This window comes from Chryseobacterium aahli (genome assembly GCF_022699665.1).
GTDB lineage: Bacteria > Bacteroidota > Bacteroidia > Flavobacteriales > Weeksellaceae > Chryseobacterium > Chryseobacterium aahli.
The window spans coordinates 510,178-531,675 of the sequence record NZ_JALDNB010000003.1; the positions used below are offsets into that span (position 1 = coordinate 510,178).

Here is a 21,498-nt window from a genome sequence, read left to right on the forward strand (position 1 = left end):
AAAATTCACATTGTATTAACTTTTTAATATTCATTTATTAAAGCTTAATTAACATATTCTGGCGTTTGGCAAACCTAATTTTGCACAAAAAAAGAATGAAACGTATTTATTTGGTACCGACAGTTCTGATGAGTTGTGTAGGTTTTACATTTGCGCAAAATAAAATCTCTGATACTGTAAAGGATGAGACTAAAATGAAAGACATTGATGAAGTGGTAATGGTTGGTTACGGCTCTCAGAAGAAATCTGATGTTACCGGAGCAATAGGATCTGTGAAGAGCGAAGATTTCAATAAAGGTCTAGTAGCTAACGTTGGTCAGCTTCTTCAAGGGAAAGTTGCCGGAGTAAATGTTGCAAACGTGAGCGGTGAGCCTGGAGCCAATCAAAACATTGTGATTCGTGGAGTAGGAAGTTTACGTTCTGGAACTACGCCTTTGTATGTTATAGACGGTTTTGTAATCGATAACAGCAATACAGGAGTTGCCAACAACCCGATGAACTTTATTAATCCCGACGATATTGCATCAATGGATGTGCTGAAAGATGCGTCTGCATCAGCTATCTACGGTGCGAGAGGAGCAAATGGTGTCATCGTAATTACCACAAAAAAAGGAAAAAAAGGAAGAACAGAAATGAATCTTTCTTCATCACTGACGGTTTCTAATCTTGCCAATAAAATGAATGTTTTCAGCGCAGATGAATTCAGAAAGCAGGTAAATGGAATGGGAGCGAAGATTGATGACATGGGCGGAAGTACAGACTGGCAGGACGAATTGACTCGTACAGCAATTTCAAAAAACCTAAATTTCTCAGCAGCCGGAGCAACCGAAAATTCTAATTACTACGCTGCTTTAGGGTATGAAGATCAGGAAGGAATTCTTTATAATAGTTCTTTGAGAAGATATTCCGGTCGTGTAAATGTTTCTCAAAAAGCATTTGACGGAAGGGTAAATATTGACTTCAACATCAATGGAAGTAAAACTGAAAACGACAGGCCAAGTGTGACAAGCATGGTTTCCACAATGTTGACACTCAACCCTACTTATCCGGCATATACGAATGGTTCGCCAACTACTGTTTTTAATAATGGAGCTTTCAATCCGCTGATACGTCAGGATATTTATACAGATTTTACAAATAACAACAGAATCTTAGCCAATGTTTCTCCGTCAGTTGAAATTATTAAAGGTTTAACTTATAAATTAAATTTAGGAGTAGATTACTCAAGTGCAGACAGAGTTGTACAAAATATGCCACACGCTGTTCCTTTGGAAAATGGAAGTTTAAATCTAAATTATTTCACAAATAACAATACGCTGGTTGAGAATTATCTAACCTATAAATTTAAAGTTCAAAACCACGATTTTAATGTTATGGCTGGGCATTCTTACCAAAGGCTTTTCTTAGTGGCAAGAGGTTGGAATTATTTGAATTTCCCAAACAATGGTATTGAGCCACAATATCAAATTCCTGCGGGTGACAAAACTACAATGACTTCATCGTCTATTGCCAACAGAAACGAACTGCAGTCTTGGTTTGGAAGAGTAAACTACGACTATCAGGATAAATATCTATTAACTGCTACTTTAAGGGCTGATGGTTCATCAAAATTTGGTGAAAATAATAGATACGGCTATTTTCCTTCTGTAGCTGCTGGATGGAATATCAGCAAAGAAAGTTTTCTTTCGGATGTTGATATGATCAGTAATTTAAAATTGAGAGGAAGTTGGGGTAGAACCGGAAATCAGGAAATTCCAAATAAAATTACCAAAAAAAGCTACAAATCTGCATCAGACGGAAGCGGAATGGCAACCTATCCAATGGACGACAGCGGAAATTATCCGGTGGGAATTTATTTGGTAAGAGCCAATAATCCTGATCTTCAATGGGAAGTAACTACTCAAACCAATGTAGGTGTTGATTTTGGAGTTTTAAACAACAGAGTGACCGGTACGGTAGATTTCTTTAAAAAAGTTTCAAACAATATTCTTTTAGAAATAAGTCCTGAAGATCCTATTGAACCGGCAGAGACAATGTGGAAAAATATTCCGAATATGTCGATTCATAACACAGGTTGGGAATTTGCGCTTGACTACAGCAGCGATAGAAACAAATCTTTTACTTACAGTATAGGAGCCAACGCAACCTTCATTAAAAATAAAGTGCAAGATTCTCCGTACCAAGTAATTTCAACAGGTGAAGCTCAAGGTCCCGGAACTACGAATGCGGTAATCAACGGTTACTTAAACAATGAGCCTATTGGAACTTTTTATGTGCGCGAATTTGTCGGATTAAGTCAAAACGGAACCAATATTTTCAGAGATGTAGATGGTGACGGAATCATCACAGATAATGATAGAGTAGCAGCAGGAAGCGCATTGCCAGATTTTACTTATAATTTGTATGTGAAAATGGCGTACAGAAATTTTGATCTTGGACTGAATTTCAACGGAGTTTCAGGAAACATGATCTACAACAACACTGCTTCCACTTTGTTTACGAGAGGTCGTTTGGGACTTTCTCAAAACACAACTGACGCAGCAACTCAATTTCCTAACGAAAGTGTAAACAATACCAATGTAATTTCAACGAGATATTTAGAGAAAGGAGATTTCTTAAGATTAAATAATGCCACATTAGGATATAATTTGAATCCTAAATTTTTGGGAATAGGAGATCATGTGAGAAATATAAGACTTTCTGTTACCGCACAAAATTTATTCGTCATTACAAAATATTCGGGTTTTGATCCGGAAATCAATACAGGTATTTCTCAAGGCGGAATTCAGTCATTCGGAATTGACTATGCTACCTATCCAAAAGCAAGAAGCTTCGTGTTTGGCGTTAATATAGGATTTTAATTAAAATTTTAAAAAAGAAAAAAATGAAAAATAAATTTTTACTAGGAATAGCAAGTCTTACCGCTCTATTTGCAGTAGGCTGTACAGATCTTTCGGAAGAAATTATAGATGAATCTTTGGATGTTCAGACAGATAATATTGTTTTGGCAGTAATGGCTCCAGCTTACGGGCCGCTTCCGGATGCGTTTACTCATACTAAAAACTATGGCTTGCAGTTGGTGAGTTCAGATCAGGCAATTTTGCCACCAAGAGGAAGCGGAAATGATTGGTACGATGGCGGAAAGTATATAGAACTTCATCAACACAATACCACAACCACAAATGTTGTGGTGAGAGATACCTGGAATGCTTTTACATTAATGCTTTCCAGAACGATCACGGCAATTGAAAGATTGCAGCCACTTGCGGCAACAGATCCTCAGGCCGCTAAGGCTTTGGCAGAAATGCGAGGTTTGAGAGCGTATTACAATATGCTGATGCTTGATTACTGGGGAATTGCCTTTAAAAAAGATGCCGCAAGTGAGCAGTCAATTATTTTAAGAAAAGCTGATGCTGTAAGTTATATTGAAAGCGAATTTCTTGCAGTTGTCAATCAATTAGATAATACAAAAGGTCCGGGAAGAATTTCTCAAGCTTCAGTGAACGGGTTTTTAGCTCAATTGTATTTAAATGCAGGAGTGTACAGAAATCCTTACGGAACGCCTACTTTTGCTGCTACAGATATGGATAAGGTGATTGAGTATACAAACAAAGTAATCAATTCGGGGTTATTCATTTTGTCGCCAGAATATTTCTCTATTTTCGACGATAATAATCATTCAAACAAAGAATTGATTTTTGCAATCGATCAACGCTCAAATCTAACAACGTCACACAACAGATTAGCATACTGGTCGCTTTCAGGAAGTCAATATCCATTAGCAGCTTTCCCAAAAGCAAACGGAACAGACGGTCCTGCTTTAACTAAATATTTCTATAACACTTGGGTACAAGCTTACGGAAGTACAGATCCCGCGCAAGCTGATGCGAGATTTTACAAAGAGAACCTGGTGATTCCACAGAATTTACAGAATCTTACGGGAGTGAGCCCAGCAAATGATGGCAATCAGTATTTTCTGGTAAATGGCGCTACGTATCAAATTAACAGAGGTATTCTGCGTGGTATTCAGTGGGGTTTAAGAAATCCAGCTAATGGACAACCTTTCAAGATGGAAAACGGACAATATAAAATTTACCCAATGATCGAGCAAAGAGACGGTTTTACAAGCTATGTGAACCACAGTATTGATATTGATCTTGAAAATCCTAACAATAAAGATTACTCAGACGGTTACAGAGTGGCAAAATATCAATTCAGCAGTACTTCAGATACAGGAAGAAATAAAGGTCAGGCTGATATTGTTTTGCTAAGGTTGGCTGACGTTTATCTGATGAGAGCCGAAGCTCAATTAAGAAAAGGTAATAATGGTGCGGCCTTAGCTGACGTTAATGTAGTACGAGCTTCAAGAACAGCTCGTCCACAAGTGACTCCACCCGCTTTAACTTCAATTAATCTTGATTTACTTTACCGTGAAAGAGGTTTTGAACTGTATTGGGAATATAGCAGAAGAACAGATATGATTAGATTTGGTCATTTTGAAGATGTTTATGCTTCGAAGACCAATGCTGATCCTAGAAAAAGACTGTTTCCAATTCCTCAATCTGCGATCGATGGAGCATCAAGTGCGCCAGGATATCTGGTTCAGAATGAAGGATACTAATTTTACAATTTTTTACTTTCCAAAAAACTGTCAGCAGAATTTCTGCTGACAGTTTTGATTTTATAGAACAATTTTAATCATTTTACGTAGTACAGAAATATTACTAAATTTTGATCTAAATCAGAATTAAAGATCAAGGTAAAGATTACAAGCTAAAAGCCTTAGAAAAGGGTAATTCTTACAACCAATATACGATGTAATTTATAAACTTTAAAATTCTATTGTTTTGCCAGAATTTCCATCAGTAGGAGTAAAGTGATCAGCTTCTTAGAAGATTGGTAATCGGGATTTAGTTTTTTGCGTATTTCGCCTAGAGTTTTACTTAGTTTATTGCTTACCGTTTTGTTACTTATACCCAAAGCTTCTGCGGTTTCGTCAACAGACATATTTTTACGTATTCTCATATCAAAAACTTTTTGTTCGGTCATCGGAAGCTGTGAAACCACGGTGTCAATCATTTCAAATAGAGCAGAAATATCATTTTCTTCAAGAATTTCAAAATATTCTGTATCTGTAATTTCTATTAACATGTCAGATTCATCAATGCTTATAATTGATGAATCTTTTTTTGAACTTTTATAAAAATCAATTATTCTGTAATGCAGATGACGCAACAGGTAGCCTTTTGCATTTTCAGACTCATCAGATTGTATTGTATCCGTATCTTCAAGAATTTTAATCCAGAGGTTTTGTAAAATCTCTTCTGCGATTTCTCTCTTCTTCGTTCTTCCCAAAACAAAAGCATAAAGACTATCCCAATATCTTTCATACAAAAGCATAAAAGCAGTTCTGTCTCCAGTTTTTATTTTATTCAATAAAGTTTGATCTGTCAGGTTCATAATTGCACTTGCAAAATTACCTAATGTAAAATTAACTTTTTGTGAACTTTCGTAAATCTAGTATTAATTATTTCGAAGAAATAGCTTTCAAATATGAATGGAATGTTGATAATGTATCATAAACCGATAAGATTATGAACAAGTTGGTTGTAATGTTAATTAGATGTTACACTGGCTCTGGGGAAGTTTTTCAATTTCACAGTCTTATCAGTAGTAGGCATTTAGAATTAAATATTTTATGAAGAGTTTAAATTATAAGAAAGTTGAAGCATTTGTTTTCAGACTTTGGTACCGAGAAGTTTCCGGAGAAAAAATCTCACAGAAGGAAACTGAAATTTTGGAAAAATGGAAATTTCAGGTTGGGAAAGATTTGGATGTCAATCAGATCAACGAATCAAAGCAAAAAATTTTATTGGCATTAGAGCCTTATTTTATTCAATCAAAACATATTAATCAGAAAAGCATCTCCAGAAAATATTGGTATCAGGCTGCAGCAATTATGCTGTTCTTAATATCATTGGGCGGAATTTTCACCTATCATACTTACTTTAAACCAGATGTATATGTTGCAGATCTGGGAAACCGAAAAATTCATCTGGCTGACGGTTCCACGGTCACCTTATTTCACGGTGCTGAACTTACGGTAGAAAAATCTTTTCCTGCAGATACAAGAATTGTTGCTTTAAAGGGAGATGCAATATTTTCTGTGGCAAAATCTAAAATACATCCATTTATTGTAAATGCCGATGGTTTCAAAACTAAAGTTTTAGGAACGGTTTTTAAAATCTCGCAGTCAGGAAATGATAAAGCGGTTGATCTTTATGAGGGTAAAGTAGCTGTTTCTTATGCAGGTGTTCCGATATCTTATCTGAAGCCCAATCAGGTGTGGACTAATTTCGGGATAGCCCGTACAGCAGCAGTATATACAAAGAATACTGATTCACAATCGGGCAGAAAGAGTTCAAAAATAGAATCTTTAAGTTTTAATGAGGTACCGTTTGGTGAAATTATAGAAGTCTTGAAAAAGAATTACAGTATCAATATTTTTTATCCTGCAGGAATAGGAACTAAAAAGATTTCAGCAGAACTTAAAGGAAATATAGATGAAAATATTGAAGTTTTAGCTTTTGCTGTAGGAATGGAAGTTCAGAAAGATAATAATACATATACCCTGAAAAAGTAGCAGACAATTTTATAAAAATATTCTTCTAATAAAAGGAAATAAATAATAATGAGAAAAATGAAATGTGGGCTAACGGTAGCGGCTGTATTTTTTGCAGTATCGTTGCAAGCACAGGAATTGACACAAAAAGTATTTTTTGCCTTTCCTGCAGGCAGCCCTTTAGTTAAAACCCTGGAGGAGTTTGCGGCAAGAACGGGTTTGGGGCTTACCTATTCTAAAGAAGATTTTAAAGGACTTAAAATAAAAAATGTTAAATGCGAAAGCATTCCGGTGAGTGATTGCTTAAAGGAAGTTATAACAGGGCTTCCTGTGGTTTTCAGAATGAGAGGGAATTTAATATCTCTGAAATATAATGGATCAAATGCTGTAGTATCGGGAAATGGGCATCTTTCGGGAAAAATTGTAAATGAAGTTGGAGAACCTGTTACAAGAGCAGTGGTAAGTGTTGCAGGAAAAATCGTGGTTACCGATAATAATGGGGATTTTTCTCTGGATCTTCCATCTGGAGAATACACACTTACCGTAAAAGCTGAAAAATACAGCTCATTGCGTGTAGAAAAGCTTACAGTAAAAGGTAATGAAATCAACACTGTTTCTTTTGCGATGAGATCTGCATCTGAAAATGAAACATCTATCAAAGAAGTGGTGATTACCGGTATCCGAAAGGCAGATACACAAGCTGGTTTACTGGCACAGCAGAAAAAGGCGGCTCAGATGAGCGACGGTATTTCTGCAGAGCAAATCTCCAAAACACCGGATAGTGATGTAGGAGCTACACTGAAAAGAGTAACCGGTGTTACTACGGTGGACAATAAATATGTGGTAGTGCGTTCTATGGGCGAACGTTGGAATACGGCAGCGATGGACGGTATCAATCTTCCAAGCACAGAAGTGTATAACAATAATTTTTCATTCGATATTATCCCTACTGCGATGGTAGAGAGTGTGGTAGTGAGTAAAACCGCTACTCCGGATATGAACGCCAGCTTTGCAGGAGGTTATGTGGAAGTACATACAAAAGATATTCCGAATAAAGATTTCTTAACGCTTAGTATGGGTTCTTCTTATAACGATATTTCTACGTTTAAGGAGTTTCTTACAAGACAGAGAGGGAAGAACGATTACTGGGGATATGATGACGGGACAAGAAATTTCCCAAAAGGGCTGGAGCCAATGGACTGGAATAATCCTCAGTTTTTCGAGCAGTCTAAACAGTTTAAGGACAACTTTTCTACTTTTAAAACAACAGCAGACCTAAACTCAAATTATCAGTTGGCTTTCGGAAAAAGCTTTAAGATGAAAAACAATAACAAGTGGGGATTTGCAGGAGCTGTAACTGTAAGAAATGAACAGAATAAATTAGATATAGACCACACGGGTAGAGGAAACTGGCTGGATACCGCAGGACCCATAGGGAAAGAGCAGCAGCAGGGCTTGGCACCGGTAAAATTTTACAACTTCAAAAATAAAGGAGCTTCTTATTCTTACAATTCTACAGTGGCAGGAATGTTGAATTTCGGATTGCAGCTGGGAAAAAGCAGAATTTCGTTCCGCAATTCGTATACCCATATTTATGATAATACCCTTACAAGGGTAACCGGATGGAACGAATATACCGGAGGAAGCGGAATGCCGGAAAATGCAGAGGCATCATACAACTATTTTTATAACGGAGTAATTCCGAATAATGATCCTTCTCAGCTTCAGTCGATGGATAGACCTTATACGGATAATACAGTTTATCCAGTTTATCAGACTTTACTGCAAAATAAATTAGAAGGAAGCCATAAAATAGGAAACGCCGAGCTGAGCTGGTTTGCAGCAAGAACAGGGGTAGAATCAGACACAAAAGACTATACACAACATCAAACCTATTATCAATTTATTGGTAACGAAATTTTAACCTACAATCAAATTTATAATTCCGGGAATAATTTTTCCAGAGGATATATAGAAAGCAAAGAGACCGATTACAATTTTGGAACATCGTTCAAATGGATTATGGATACGGGAAACTTCAAAAATGATATTAAAGTAGGTTATGCCGGAGCATTGAAAAACAATACCAATGCACAGGAAAAATTCTTCTTGAAAGTAGATGAAAATCGAGCAAATGTCCCAATCAACGAACGAAATTATTTAATGATGTATGGGGCTTTGACAGATTGGTTCGATGGTTCTCACTATACAACAGGCGGAATCGGCTGGCAGACCAAACCATTGTATAAAAACAGCAAATACGAGGGCGAGGTTACCCAACACGCTCCTTATTTGATGTTGGATAACCGTTTGGGAAGTAAGCTACGTTTGGTATGGGGTGTTCGGGCAGAGTATTTCAAATATGAGCAAATCTCACAGCAGTTAGATCCTGATGATTCACGAAATCTTAACAAAGAACCAATTGAAGACAGGGTTTGGCAATGGATGCCTTCTGCCAACTTTACGTATAGTCCAACCAATAAAATGAATCTTAGGTTAGCCTATGGCCGTTCTGTATTACGTCCGCAGTTTAACGAAAGAACAGGCCTTCCTTACTTTGATCCGGTAGCTAATGCTTTGATTTATAATACGGAATTAACTTCATCTGTAATCGATAATTACGATTTTAAGTTTGAGTGGTTTCCTGGATTAGGAGAAATTATCTCTGCAGGATTATATTACAAAGATATTGACCGCCCTATAGAACGGGAAGGATATATCTCCAATGAGGGCAATTTATATCTCTATAACGGAAATTCAGCCAATGCAAAGCTTAAAGGTTTTGAAGTAGAGGTAAGAAAAAATCTTGGCTTCATAGCAGAAAATACATTGCTGAATAACCTATTTGTGAGTGGAAATTTCACTTATAATGATACGAAAGTTGTTGCATTTAAAAACCGTTTCAATACTGAAAATAATGCTGAAACCTACGAAGTAGAGCGTCCACTTTATGGGCAGACTCCTTGGGCATATAATCTGGGATTATCGTATGACGGAGAACGGTTAGGACTAAACTTCCTCTACAATGCTAAAGGTGAACAATATATTACCGTGGGCTATGACTATAACGGAGAAGAAATCCAGAGACCTTATGCCGTGGCAGATGCACAGGTGTCATATAAACTGCTTAAAGATAAAAACCTTGAAATAAAATTCAATGCTAAAAACATTTTTAACAGAGTAATAGAATATTATAACAATTATAATTCTTATTCGGTGCAAACAGCAGATGGAAATACTATCGCTGCAACAAGGGAGGGTTTAGGACTGATGCCCGGAGCAACGGATAAGTATGATAAGGATATAGACAAAATCCTGTTCCGTGCATACAGAGGCAGAACTTTAGGATTGAGCATAAATTATACATTTTAAAATGTTCATTGTCATTCGGAGGAGTAACCTTAGGCCTGTTAACGAATCCATAAAATATCTCGACAGACTTGATACGACAGAGAAACAAAATAAACATCAGCCCGTAAGCTGAAAAAGCGCAGCGTTCATTCAACCGTAAAACCATTATCTGAGGAAAACCCGCCTTTCGGAGTGAGAAATCTTAGAGCGTATAGCATACCAACCGTGCTCGTCAAGTGCTGGTTTTGCAAAGATTTTGGAATTTCGGTAATACCTTCACGATGTTGTGCCTTTCGGCATTGCGAAGATCATAAACAAAAAATGGAGACAAAAAGGCATTGTCTCCCGGCTAATTAACCTGTTTCGGGCAATAAAATGCGAAGCCCGAGACAAAACTACTAAATTACTAAATATTATGAAAAATTTCTTTCTGGTAGCGATGACAGCTCTATCATTTACTGCTTGTCGCCAAAATGATTCTTTAGCAGAATCAGATTCGAACTTTAATATGAAGTCTACATCAGCAGAATATTCATCTGTTTGTAGTCGTCCTGTACAGACTGTTTCGGGAGATGTAGGATCTTCTACAGCTCCAATTCATTGGACTGCTGACAAGATTTGGGAAATTGACGGTATTTTAAATGTACCAAGTGGGGTTACCCTGACAATTGATGCTGGGACTTACATCAAATCTAAGCCGAAAGCGAATAATACTGCGAGTGGTGTTTTGGTCGTGCAAAAAGGTGGTAAATTAGATGCCAACGGTACAGTTGCCGCTCCTGTTGTATTTACCAGTTATAACTTATTAGATTGTGATGCTGAAACAACAGGAGCCCCTGGAGATTTCGGTGGAATAGTAATTTTGGGAGATGCCCCTACAAATAACGGAAATACCACTACTACAATAGAAGGGCTTAACGGTCCTAATTACCAGTATGGAGGGACTAACACTACCCATAATGGAGGATCTTTAACTTACGTACGTATAGAGTTTGCCGGTTTTGACCTTTTAGCACCTAACTCAGGTAATGAGATCAACGGTTTGACATTAGGGGGTGTAGGCTCTGGAACTACCTTAAACAGCATTCAGGTTTCGTATGGTAAAGATGATTCTTTCGAGTTCTTCGGTGGAACAGTAAATGCCTCTAATTTGGTGTCATTTGCTGCAGATGATGATAATTTTGATTTTGATCAGGGTTATACAGGTACTATTACCAATGCGCTTTCATTAGCAAATTACAATTCTACTCATAGCCTAAGTGGTGGTAACCCTGATTCTAATGGAATCGAATTAGACAACAATTCAGGAGGTACATCTACAACCTTGCTTACGCATCCGATCATCAATAATATCACCATTATAGGTGCTAAAAATAATACACAGGGAGCTTTATATGAAAATGGAGTTCATGTAAGAAGATATGGGCAGCTTACCCTAAACGACGCATTGGTTACTGGATATCCTACAGGTATTAGAGTAGAAGGTACAGGTTCTGCATTGGCAGCACTTAATCTTTCTACTATTTATGCACACGGCTTTACAACTGCTGTTACCGGAACTGGTACGTCAGGTATCACTAACATAGCAACAGGTACTCCTGCAGCAACTTTCTTCCTGACAGGAGGAAACCCATTCTTTAACGAAGGTAGCTGGAGTATTGCTCCAAGAAGCTGGAGTTATAATGGGACTTGGACAAATTATTCATTTTAATTCTCAAAGTAATTAACCCGAAAGCAGGTGGCGGTAAGCTGCCACCTGCTTTCTTTATTTAATTTTAATTATGAAAAATATAAACCAGTTTTTAGTTTTCTTTAGTCTAATATTATCCGGTGTTATTCATGCACAGGTACTTGTTTGGGAAAATACCTTTAATACTCCACAGGAAAGAGCCGGGTGGATATTCTATGACGGAAACAATAACAATAACACGTGGAATATAGGAAAACATGTGGTGCGCAATGCGGCAACTCCCAATATGTATGAGGAGGTGTCACCCGATTACGTTTTGAGGCACAGTGCATATAAACCAAATGTTGTTGGAGGTCCGGCGAATTTTCAGGATGGTTATCTCAACGATTTTGAAGACTGGGTAATTTCGCCAGAAATAGATTTAACGACAGCTTCGGGAACCATTACTCTGGCGGCTATGATTGGAAGAGTAATTACTTATAACACCACTTCTGCAAGTAATAATACCAACAGACATATTTTTGTTTATGTAAGCACACCGACAAAACCAGTTCCTGGTGTAGCCGATTTCCAAGCTCTCCGTACTGATATTACAACAGCTAATAATAACGGGAGTAATCCTAATGTAATTCCTAAATTGCTAAGCATCACCAATGCAGATTATATTGCTGAGAGCAATGCTTTATTCTCCCAGGCAACGGCTGATCTTTCCCAATATGCAGGGCAGAAAATCTATATTGGATTTTGGAATAATGTTAACTTTGCAAGCAATTCATCAGCAATCAGTACGTTACCATTTAAAGATACAAACTCATCAAATACCTTTCAAATAGATGAGATGCAGGTTTATGCAGACTCAAATGTTTTAGGTACATCAGAGGCAAAAGCCAAATCTACAATAACGGTATATCCTAACCCTGTGACAGATGTGCTGTACCTGAAAAATATAAGCAAAGCTACTGTAAAAATATATAATGCGGCAGGACAGCAGTTACTTTCCACGGTGGTAAGCAATGGACAGATCAACGTAAATGAATTACCAAAAGGTATTTATACTCTAACGGTAGAAACAGGCAGTAACCTAAGCACAACAAAGTTTATCAAGAAGTAATTTTTTCACCTCATCAAAAACAATGGCTGATATTCTTTTTAAAAACCCATTGAATGATACCTATGGCTACGGTATATAGAGAACAAATATACAAGAGCTTGTTTTGTAAAATATAGCCCTTTGTTTTAACAGTGAAGGGCTTTATTTCAATATCAAAAAAAAATAAAAAATTCTATTAATTGGAGCTCTCTTTGGATCCACTGTTTTTGCAAATGTCTAAAATGAAGCAGTAAGATCGAACATAAAATTGAAATTATAAATTAATCTATATATGAAAAAGATAATTGCACTCACTGCATTGATGAGCTTGTTTTCCTGCACAGATGAATCGTTGCAGCCCTATGATGTAGCCCAAAAACCAGCAGAGGTCAATATTAAAGGATACTCCAAGCCCGATATCTTACAGCTTCGATTGAACGGAGAGCCTGTGTCTATCAACGGGAATACGTCTTACACCAATAGTATTACTACCAAACTCAGTTTTGTGCTGGATAAAGGAGAAACCGATATACTTGGGATTTATAACAAAGATACCGGAGCAGAAATCAAAACATTCAATATTAACTACGATAATGTTGACCAATATAAAACATTGAATTTCTTCAACCTGCCGGGAATTTTCCTTCAGGCTTCTGCGGTGAAACCAACAGTCAATCTCGGAAAAGTAGGCTATGTTTTCATTTTCCCGAATATAGGGGAATTTTCAGGTTCCGATTTAGAAGGAGTTAAGGGTATTTTGAAAAGAGATAACGGGACTGTACTGGCGATCTTTGATGAAATCGGGAAGAAATCATTTACTAGTGTTCAGGTCTACAATAATTTTAACGTCAATACACTGGTCTATCTGGAGCTTTATAAGCCGGGAACTACCAACACTTATATTGGTACATCTCCCATAATGGTAACATTGAAGCAAGTATACATCAATAACGACCGGGTAAATATGATCGTTTTACAGGAAAAACAGGAAAACGGAAATTTAGTTATAAAAGGCGATATTGATGTAGCAGATTATCTGTAAATAATAAAAACTATCTGAACAAAAGAGATCATAAGAATCTGTAAAAAGATCTTATTAAATTACAACTGACTGTTTTCAACCAAAATCACAATGAATATATCATTAATTAAAAATCTTTACAGAAATCAGCTTAAATTTCTGCTTTTGCCATTTTTAGCCTTTATTTCGATTGTTTCCTGCCGGCAGGATGAGGAGGGAATTCCTGATTTTCCTGAAGGCAGCACAGAATCTGTTAACTTGTGGGTGCAGGACAGTATGAGACGGTATTATTATTGGGCGGAGCAAATGCCTTCAAAACCCAATTATAGTCTTCCTACAAAAGATTTCTTCAAGAATCTTTTATCTCCACAGGATAGGTTTTCATTTATTTTGGATACGAAAGACGCATCTACTTATCCGAAATCAGTTCGCAGTAGGTATGGTTTTGATTATACGATACTTCAACAGCCGGATGGAAAAATTGTAACGGTTATTAAACTGATCTTGCAGAATTCGCCGGCTCAAAATGCAGGTCTGAAACGTGGAATGGTTATTACCAAAATTAATGGGGCGGTGATTACTTCTGCAAATATGGGAACAATATCATCCTCTATTATCAATTCCACGGTTCTTCATCTTTCTGTCGGAGATTGGAATAACGGGAATATTACTAACGAAAAAGACATTACGGTATATTACGGGTTCACCCTTGATCAGTCTTTAGTTTCAAAGATTTTTGAACACAATGGTAAGAAAACCGCCTATTTGTATATTTATGATTTTCCGGATGGAATGGCTCAGCTTCTTTTACAGAAATTCTCTGAGTTTAAAGCATTAGGCGTTCAGGCTTTGGTTTTAGATTTAAGATATAATTACGGAGGTTCGGTAGCTTCTGCGGCTGCGCTCTGTGCGATGATTCCGGCAGGAATTTCTGCCAATTCTCCTTTCATTATTTATAGAGGGAATAAAAACGGAGGAGAAGTAAAAATGAATTTTTCACAACAAATCGCTTATGATAAAAGTGCACCGGGTTTTAATATTTTACACGCTAATACTTTAGGGCTTAGCAAAGTCTATATTTTAACTTCCGAAAGCACAGCTTCGGCTTCTGAAATTGTTATTAATAATCTTAAACCTTATCTGGAAGTAATTCAGGTAGGTGGAACTACTCTAGGAAAAGATATGGCAGGTTTTGTTATTGAAGATAAGCATAATCCTCCTAAAATTTCCTGGCAGATTCATCCGGTGATTTATAAAGTTTATAATGCCAACGGGGAAGGAGAATACAGTAATGGAATTTCTCCCCAGATTTCTGTTAATGAATTTTCTTTTTTGCCATTATTACCTTTAGGAGATCCTAATGAAACCATACTTTCTTCAGCATTGAACAAGATTTACTCAAAAACTTCAGGGAATGAAATGCCAGACCATTCGTTGAAAATATTGTGGGAAAGCGACTGGCAACATGGAATTAATATGAAGAAATAATTTAGTAATATCATTAAAGTATAATGAAAAGAATTGATACTAAAGAGCATCAGGATCTGATAAATGTTTTTGAACGTTACAAACAATTTTACGATCTGTATGGAAATATTACGGTTACAGAAGATGATGATAAAATCTTAAGACAAAGAATTACTGAACTTCAGGGAACTTATGATTATTACCAAGTTTTGCTTTTCGAGCTTAGTAAATGTCTGAGAACATACCAATTGACAAGTGCTATTCTGCGATCAAAAATGTACTCTCCAGTAAGAAAGATGACAACAATAAATAAAAAGTCTAAATAGTTCATAAGGAAGTTAACTTAGATTAATTTTTTATTTTAATTTAGTTGAATTTGACAGCAGTACATAAAATAAGAAAGTTTATTTTGGATTTATTGATTAAAAAAAGGTGTTTATATACTTGGATGTACCGTAGTCAGAAAGGATTAAAACCAATAATTACACTTCATAAATGTTACTTAGTATTTAGTAAATTAAATTAAAAACTCATTTTGTTATAGCTTGTAAACTCAAGTATATAGTTATCTTAAGGAAAATTATTATGTGAAAAATTATATAATATTGATTGCATTTTTTTAGTACATTAGGACTAGCTAATAACCTATAAACATAATAATTATGAAAATCTCAATTTTTTCATTAATCACTTGCATTACTCTTTGTTCTTGTAATAGTAAATCAGCTGATAAAGTGGTTTTTACTAAGGACTTTATCGCAGAAAATCCACAATGGAAGATTGCTACCGATACCTTGCATAAAGAATTTACAATTGGATTTGAAGATATAAAAGACTCAATGCGAGTTTCATGGATTGCCGCTAAGGATCAGACTGGCTGTTTACGCATTGGATATCTAAAATTTGAAAATGTCAGCAAAAAATCTAAATTGAGGATAGAGAATATAAAAACCGCTAACGTAGAATGCGGAATGAAATTCGATTCCCCAGACACTACAAGATTTGAGACTCTTGTATTATCAGCAGATTATTCAACCACCAAAAACATTAAAGACTACAATTATAGAGGTTCTATTATCAATATTATGGGGAATGGTGAATCTAAAGTGATCAACGATTAAAAAGATCAATTCTTTATTTGATTAATTTAATGCGGTTAGCAGTTCTAAGTATTTAATTTGAGCTAAAAAAAGAGTGTACAATAAACATGTACACTCTTTTTTTAGTTTCATAATTAAAATTGGTTCTATTTTCTTTTTCCCAGCCATAGCCCTTTTTAATAATGCACGGATACGAACAATTAATTCCCTCATTTCAAAAGGCTTTACCAGATAATCATCGGCGCCGGCATCAAAGCCTTCAACTTTATCATCAGTTGTTCCCAATGCCGTGAGCATAATTATAGGAATATGAGGTTTTATCAGTCTGATTTGTTTGCAGAAATCAATACAATTCAATTCAGGTAACATTATATCTGTAATGATAAGATGTATTTAAAGCTAATGCCTTTTCTGAAAGTCCATCAACAGCCAGTTCGGCAGAAAAGCCATGCTCTTCTAATCCTCTCCTTATAAGATCGGCTACTCGTTGGTCGTCTTCTATCAGTAATATATTCATCTTGAAAATATGAGATTGGTCTTTCCTCTTCGAATTGTATTAATTTTCCCTTCTTTCTAATTTATTTTGGGCAAAAGGAACCACAACCAGCGGGTATTTTTCTATTTCTAAATGACTTTTATCCAGCCCAAAATTAATATGGTCTTTTATTGACAAATGTCTTAAATTATAATACGATCTCATAACAAAGTTTTTCCAAAGGGGCATTTTATTATCGTAAGAAAGAAAACTGTCCATCATTACAAATTTGAAATCACCTATTTTATTTTGTTGATAAGCCTGCTCTAAAGAGTCGGTAACATCAATTTCATTTTTTTCAATCATATCACTGACTACCTGCTTGAAATAATAACCAATTCTAGGCTCTTCACGAAATCCTAAATCAAATTGTATGTAGTAAACATCATTTTTAATAATGGTTTCCACAGAATATTTTTGTGCATAAGGTTCATCTAAAATATTAACGTGAACAAACCAATAGATATCTGCACGCTTAGGCAGACCAATTTTTAATATAGAATCTATGATTGTTTTTTCAATCTTCTTTTCAGAATTTGATGTTGTAAGGTATACCAGATTTGTGGCATATTTTGGCATATTCTCATCTATACTTAGCTTGTTCAGGGTCGGAATATAATCAGATAGCTTAACAAGAGATTGAATGTCTGATTTTATCTGTCTTCCCCTCCACCAAATGTACATTATACTGAATAATGAAAAACCAATCAACAACGTGATCCAGCCGCCATCTTTTACTTTCTGAAGGTTAGCGATTAAAAAACTTATTTCCACGGTTAAAAAAATACCAGTAATGAGTACATTCAGGATCATAGGAACTCTTTTTATCCTTAGATAGGCATTTATGAGTAGAGTACTCATCAGCATTGTAAGCGTAACGCTTAGTCCAAATGCGGCCTCCATTTTAGTGCTTTCCTTGAAATATAAAACCATTCCTACACAGCCACACATCAGGAACCAGTTAATTGCCGGAATGTATAATTGTCCTTTTACATTACTCGGAAATAATACCAGGTGCTTCGGCCATATATTCAGTCTTATTGCCTCGTTGATTAAAGTGAAACAGCCACTAATTAAGGCTTGTGAAGCAATAATAGTTGCCAAAGTTGCAATTCCTAATGCAAGCCAGAATATAGATGGCGGAACGATATGATAAAAAGGACTCAGGTTACCTACTTCTTCGCCGACGTGATTTAAAAGCCAGGTTGTTTGCCCAGCATAGCTCAATACCAAAGCAATTTTTATAAAGATCCAGGAAATTCTAATATTGTTTCTCCCAGCGTGTCCCATATCGCTGTACAAAGCTTCAGCACCGGTGGTACAAAGAAAGATACTTCCCAAAAGCCAGAATCCTTTCGGTTCATTTACCAGCATTTGATACGCATAGTAAGGATTTAAAGCTCTCAGTACACTCCAGTTATCGCTCAAAGCCATTGCACCTAAAACACCAATAAATCCAAACCAGATGACCATTGCAGGACCGAATACTTTACCGATTTTATCTGTTCCAAATTGTTGAAAAATAAATAGAAAAATTAAAATCCCGATAATTACAGGAACCGTATTAAATCCCGGAACAACAGCCTGAACACCTTCTATCGCAGAAGCAACAGAAATTGGCGGTGTAATAATCCCATCCGCCATTAAAAATGCTCCACCAGCCATCGCAATAAAGACCAGCCATTTTCCGCTGTATCTTCTGACTAAAGCATATAGAGAGAAAATACCTCCTTCACCTTTATTGTCTGCCTGCAGAGTAATGAGGACATATTTTATTGTGGTCTGGAAAAGAAGTGTCCAAAAAATACAGCTTAAGCTGCCAAGGGCAATTACTTCAGTGATAATCTTATGATGAAAAACTGCATTTAAGGTATACAAAGGCGAGGTACCAATGTCCCCAAATACAATACCTATGGCAATTAATGATCCTGCGAGGGTGATCTTTTTATGAAAATCTGAGCTATTTTGTCCAGTCATGATATGTTTTGCTACAAAATAAGTCAAATTTACAATGTAATTACTAAAATTGTTTTAAAATATATTTGTAATGCAGGGGTATAATCGCTCAGAATATTAGGTGCTTCTTGAAATCTTTAGGTTTCTTAATAATTCATTATTATGATTTTAGTTGTTGAAAGTTTTAATGATGATGGTTGTAATAATTATAAAACCATATAAGCTTAGTAACATATTCCAGGGTTTAATCTTGGGAAATCCGTTTGAAATTTTCATTATGAATTTATTTTATAGGGAAAAGGAATCAAACTACCAGCCGAAAAAGAAAAAATATAAACAAACGTCCTATTATAGAGTATTTATATGTGTTTAAAAAATTTGCTAATATAATAGACCCTTCCAATTTGATAGATAGGTTTATCATTTTGATACGATTTGTGATATTTTATATTCACGATATTTTTATAATAAAATGCAGATAATATTTAATGATTCTTATGCATCCGTTAGTTCTATAGGAAGTTTCCGGCACGAATGCATTCAAATATTTGGTTGTCAAGCGCATCGTTGCCAGCGCATTAAAGCTTCCGATGGCGGGTTAAGCTTAGGACATTGAAGGCAAGCTTGGTATCTATAACGATGATATTGTTAATGATAATTTTTTCAGATTGGAAACAGAATAAAAATTTGCAACATTGATATATAAAATAGTTTTCTTAAAGACTTTAACAAATGTAAATTTGGCTTAAACTGGTCTCAATAAGAAAAAAAATGGCTCAATTTAGATTAAAATAGAGTCATTTGGATGTTTGTGGCCAAAACGAGCGTATCTTCAAACACTTTTGTAGATGACTTGGTTTGTTTGAGCCAAATTAAACAAGAATTACAAAGCTCATTTTTAATTAATAATTCCCTTTAGTTTATGATATTGTAAACTTTATTGGAATTTAACTTTAAAAATAAAAAACATACTATATTGGAATAGTAAGTCTTTAGTTGGCAGTGCTTGTCTTTTACCCGTAACTGAAGAAATGTCGAAATGTTTGGTAGAAGATTTACAGCGAATTTTACAAATTTCAAAATAATTAATTCTCTCTATTGAAAACAACTTGAATATGTTCTAATACCTTCAATGATGGCTTTATTTCGTTTGAACCAAAAAGGAATAGGCTTTAATGTACGGTCATTCTACGAAATTTCTAATAGGTAGTTTGAAGATAAATATGTAATTAGAAGTGAAGGGAAATAATTTACTCAATTAGTTACAGCATATCATTTATGTTATAATTCTTGTGGTGAATATTAGTTCAATAACGTCTTCGTAATTCTATAGTATTTTACAATTATTAGAAAAAGTCTTCAGTCATTTATCTGTTTTGAGCTTTTTTACAAAGTGCTATTTAGAATGCTTTCTTAGCAATGGTCAATCAAAGATTTTGCACCGATGGATTATATTCCGGCTGCAACTTTTCTCACCGTTTACGACAGCGGACAAATGCGGGTGGAAGGAAAATATTTTCAGGATTTTATTGATGAAATCGAAAATGGGAACATTCATCCGAAAATAAAAAAGGTTTTCAGTCTGGAAGAAATTACAGAAGCCCACACTTTTATGGAAAGTAATTCCGGTGGCGGCAAGATAGTTGTAGTTCTCTAAAAAACCAAAAAACAATATTTATGAATTCACAGGTGGAAACAGAGTTTCAGACACAAAACGACTCCAAGGAAACTTTTCTTGCGGACGTTCTGGAAGGCTTGAAAAGCACTCCAAAAAGATTACATTCAAAATATTTTTACGACGAGGCAGGTGACAGACTTTTCCAACAGATTATGGATATGCCGGAATATTATCTGACCGATTGTGAGCTGGATATCTTCAAAAATAAAACTGAGATATTGGCAAAAAGTATACTGATAGATAATGAACCTTTCGATTTGATAGAATTGGGAGCGGGCGATGCAATGAAATCCAGTTTTCTGCTAGAACATCTGACCAAAAAAAATATCGATTTCACTTATATGCCGATTGATATTTCCGGACATATTTTAGATGAACTGAATGAAAAGTTCAGCAGAGATTTGCCCGAATTGGAAGTCATCACTTTGGAAGGCGACTATTTTGATATGCTCGATAAGGCAATGACTATCTCGAGAAGAAGAAAAGTAGTTTTGTTTTTAGGTGGCAATATCGGCAATATGGATATGGAAGAATCCTACCATTTCTGCCGAGAACTGAGGAGGAAACTCAATCGTGCCGACATTCTTCTAATTGGTTTCGACCTTAAAAAAAATCCACATACTATTCTCAATGCCTACAATGACAAGGCTGGCATCACATCATCTTTCAACCTCAATCTTCTCATCAGAATGAACCGCGAACTGGAAGCCGATTTCGATGTTTTGAATTTCCAGCATTACCAAAGCTACGACCCAATATCAGGCGCTTGCAAAAGTTATCTCGTAAGTCTTGCGGAGCAAAATGTACATATTGGAAACCAGGTTTTTCACTTTGAAGAAAATGAATTGATTGATATGGAAATCTCACAAAAATTTTCTCAGGACGATATCAGCAAACTCGCACTAGACTCCAAATTTCATATCATTGATGAAATTGCCGATTCCAAAAACTGGTTTGTAGATTCTATTTGGCAAGTTGTCTAATTTTA

The 21,498-nt window shown here is 35.8% G+C and carries 14 protein-coding genes and 1 pseudogene; 12 read left to right on the top strand and 3 right to left on the bottom strand.

Annotated elements, in window-relative coordinates; all coding sequences use genetic code 11:
- Positions 1-95 precede the first annotated feature (95 nt).
- Both MQX03_RS08510 and MQX03_RS08515 read left to right on the top strand, forming a co-directional pair.
- Positions 96-2,861, top strand: coding sequence for a SusC/RagA family TonB-linked outer membrane protein (locus MQX03_RS08510; RefSeq protein WP_242802548.1), 2,766 nt, complete (start codon positions 96-98; stop codon positions 2,859-2,861).
- Between the two features lie 23 nt (positions 2,862-2,884).
- Positions 2,885-4,621 carry a RagB/SusD family nutrient uptake outer membrane protein gene (locus tag MQX03_RS08515; RefSeq protein WP_242802549.1) on the top strand — a complete coding sequence of 579 codons (1,737 nt, stop codon included), beginning with the start codon at positions 2,885-2,887 and terminating at the stop codon, positions 4,619-4,621.
- Positions 4,622-4,839: 218 nt separating this feature from the next.
- Here the strand turns inward: MQX03_RS08515 and MQX03_RS08520 are convergent, their stop codons facing one another.
- Entirely contained in the window at positions 4,840-5,460 is a 621-nt protein-coding gene (locus tag MQX03_RS08520; RefSeq protein WP_242802550.1) for an RNA polymerase sigma factor, read from the bottom strand.
- Between the two features lie 238 nt (positions 5,461-5,698).
- Here MQX03_RS08520 and MQX03_RS08525 point away from each other — a divergent pair, with 238 nt between their 5' ends.
- From MQX03_RS08525 to MQX03_RS08560, 8 genes are all read left to right on the top strand, one after another.
- Positions 5,699-6,643 (top strand): FecR family protein, encoded by a 945-nt coding sequence (locus MQX03_RS08525; RefSeq protein WP_242802551.1) that lies wholly within the window; start codon positions 5,699-5,701, stop codon positions 6,641-6,643.
- 48 nt (positions 6,644-6,691) lie between these two features.
- Positions 6,692-9,994 (top strand): TonB-dependent receptor, encoded by a 3,303-nt coding sequence (locus MQX03_RS08530; RefSeq protein WP_242802552.1) that lies wholly within the window; start codon positions 6,692-6,694, stop codon positions 9,992-9,994.
- A 394-nt stretch (positions 9,995-10,388) separates the two neighbouring features.
- Positions 10,389-11,684, top strand: coding sequence for a hypothetical protein (locus tag MQX03_RS08535; RefSeq protein ID WP_242802553.1), 1,296 nt, complete (start codon positions 10,389-10,391; stop codon positions 11,682-11,684).
- A gap of 70 nt (positions 11,685-11,754) precedes the next feature.
- Positions 11,755-12,774, top strand: coding sequence for a T9SS type A sorting domain-containing protein (locus tag MQX03_RS08540; RefSeq protein WP_242802554.1), 1,020 nt, complete (start codon positions 11,755-11,757; stop codon positions 12,772-12,774).
- Positions 12,775-13,045: 271 nt separating this feature from the next.
- A complete protein-coding gene (locus MQX03_RS08545; protein WP_242802555.1) occupies positions 13,046-13,795 on the top strand; it encodes a hypothetical protein in 750 nt (249 codons plus the stop codon).
- 90 nt (positions 13,796-13,885) lie between these two features.
- Positions 13,886-15,262 (top strand): S41 family peptidase, encoded by a 1,377-nt coding sequence (locus MQX03_RS08550; RefSeq protein ID WP_242802556.1) that lies wholly within the window; start codon positions 13,886-13,888, stop codon positions 15,260-15,262.
- Positions 15,263-15,285: 23 nt separating this feature from the next.
- Entirely contained in the window at positions 15,286-15,567 is a 282-nt protein-coding gene (locus MQX03_RS08555; RefSeq protein ID WP_129536528.1) for a hypothetical protein, read from the top strand.
- Positions 15,568-15,903: 336 nt separating this feature from the next.
- Complete coding sequence (locus tag MQX03_RS08560; protein WP_242802557.1) at positions 15,904-16,362, top strand: hypothetical protein; 459 nt, start codon at positions 15,904-15,906, stop codon at positions 16,360-16,362.
- Positions 16,363-16,512: 150 nt separating this feature from the next.
- Here MQX03_RS08560 and MQX03_RS08565 read toward each other — a convergent pair.
- Positions 16,513-16,858 (bottom strand): annotated as a pseudogene (locus MQX03_RS08565) (response regulator transcription factor); the annotation flags it as partial.
- A 39-nt stretch (positions 16,859-16,897) separates the two neighbouring features.
- Positions 16,898-18,853 (bottom strand): KUP/HAK/KT family potassium transporter, encoded by a 1,956-nt coding sequence (locus MQX03_RS08570; RefSeq protein WP_242802558.1) that lies wholly within the window; start codon positions 18,851-18,853, stop codon positions 16,898-16,900.
- Positions 18,854-20,276: 1,423 nt separating this feature from the next.
- On the opposite strand from MQX03_RS08570, the gene MQX03_RS08575 reads away from it, so the two are divergent.
- Together MQX03_RS08575 and MQX03_RS08580 are read left to right on the top strand one after the other, a co-directional pair.
- Positions 20,277-20,489, top strand: coding sequence for a zinc-binding dehydrogenase (locus tag MQX03_RS08575; protein WP_242802559.1), 213 nt, complete (start codon positions 20,277-20,279; stop codon positions 20,487-20,489).
- A gap of 20 nt (positions 20,490-20,509) precedes the next feature.
- Positions 20,510-21,493 (top strand): L-histidine N(alpha)-methyltransferase, encoded by a 984-nt coding sequence (locus MQX03_RS08580; RefSeq protein WP_242802560.1) that lies wholly within the window; start codon positions 20,510-20,512, stop codon positions 21,491-21,493.
- The last annotated feature ends 5 nt before the right edge of the window (positions 21,494-21,498 follow it).

Bases quoted from the DNA above. Each gene is read 5' to 3' on its own strand.
- MQX03_RS08540 (WP_242802554.1), top strand. From the start codon at position 11,755: ATGAAAAATATAAACCAGTTTTTAGTTTTCTTTAGTCTAATATTATCC.
- MQX03_RS08560 (WP_242802557.1), top strand. From the start codon at position 15,904: ATGAAAATCTCAATTTTTTCATTAATCACTTGCATTACTCTTTGTTCT.
- MQX03_RS08580 (WP_242802560.1), top strand. From the start codon at position 20,510: ATGAATTCACAGGTGGAAACAGAGTTTCAGACACAAAACGACTCCAAG.
- MQX03_RS08510 (WP_242802548.1), top strand. From the start codon at position 96: ATGAAACGTATTTATTTGGTACCGACAGTTCTGATGAGTTGTGTAGGT.
- MQX03_RS08530 (WP_242802552.1), top strand. From the start codon at position 6,692: ATGAGAAAAATGAAATGTGGGCTAACGGTAGCGGCTGTATTTTTTGCA.
- MQX03_RS08520 (WP_242802550.1), bottom strand. From the start codon at position 5,460: ATGAACCTGACAGATCAAACTTTATTGAATAAAATAAAAACTGGAGAC.
- MQX03_RS08515 (WP_242802549.1), top strand. From the start codon at position 2,885: ATGAAAAATAAATTTTTACTAGGAATAGCAAGTCTTACCGCTCTATTT.
- MQX03_RS08570 (WP_242802558.1), bottom strand. From the start codon at position 18,853: ATGACTGGACAAAATAGCTCAGATTTTCATAAAAAGATCACCCTCGCA.
- MQX03_RS08535 (WP_242802553.1), top strand. From the start codon at position 10,389: ATGAAAAATTTCTTTCTGGTAGCGATGACAGCTCTATCATTTACTGCT.
- MQX03_RS08525 (WP_242802551.1), top strand. From the start codon at position 5,699: ATGAAGAGTTTAAATTATAAGAAAGTTGAAGCATTTGTTTTCAGACTT.
- MQX03_RS08550 (WP_242802556.1), top strand. From the start codon at position 13,886: ATGAATATATCATTAATTAAAAATCTTTACAGAAATCAGCTTAAATTT.
- MQX03_RS08555 (WP_129536528.1), top strand. From the start codon at position 15,286: ATGAAAAGAATTGATACTAAAGAGCATCAGGATCTGATAAATGTTTTT.
- MQX03_RS08575 (WP_242802559.1), top strand. From the start codon at position 20,277: ATGGATTATATTCCGGCTGCAACTTTTCTCACCGTTTACGACAGCGGA.
- MQX03_RS08545 (WP_242802555.1), top strand. From the start codon at position 13,046: ATGAAAAAGATAATTGCACTCACTGCATTGATGAGCTTGTTTTCCTGC.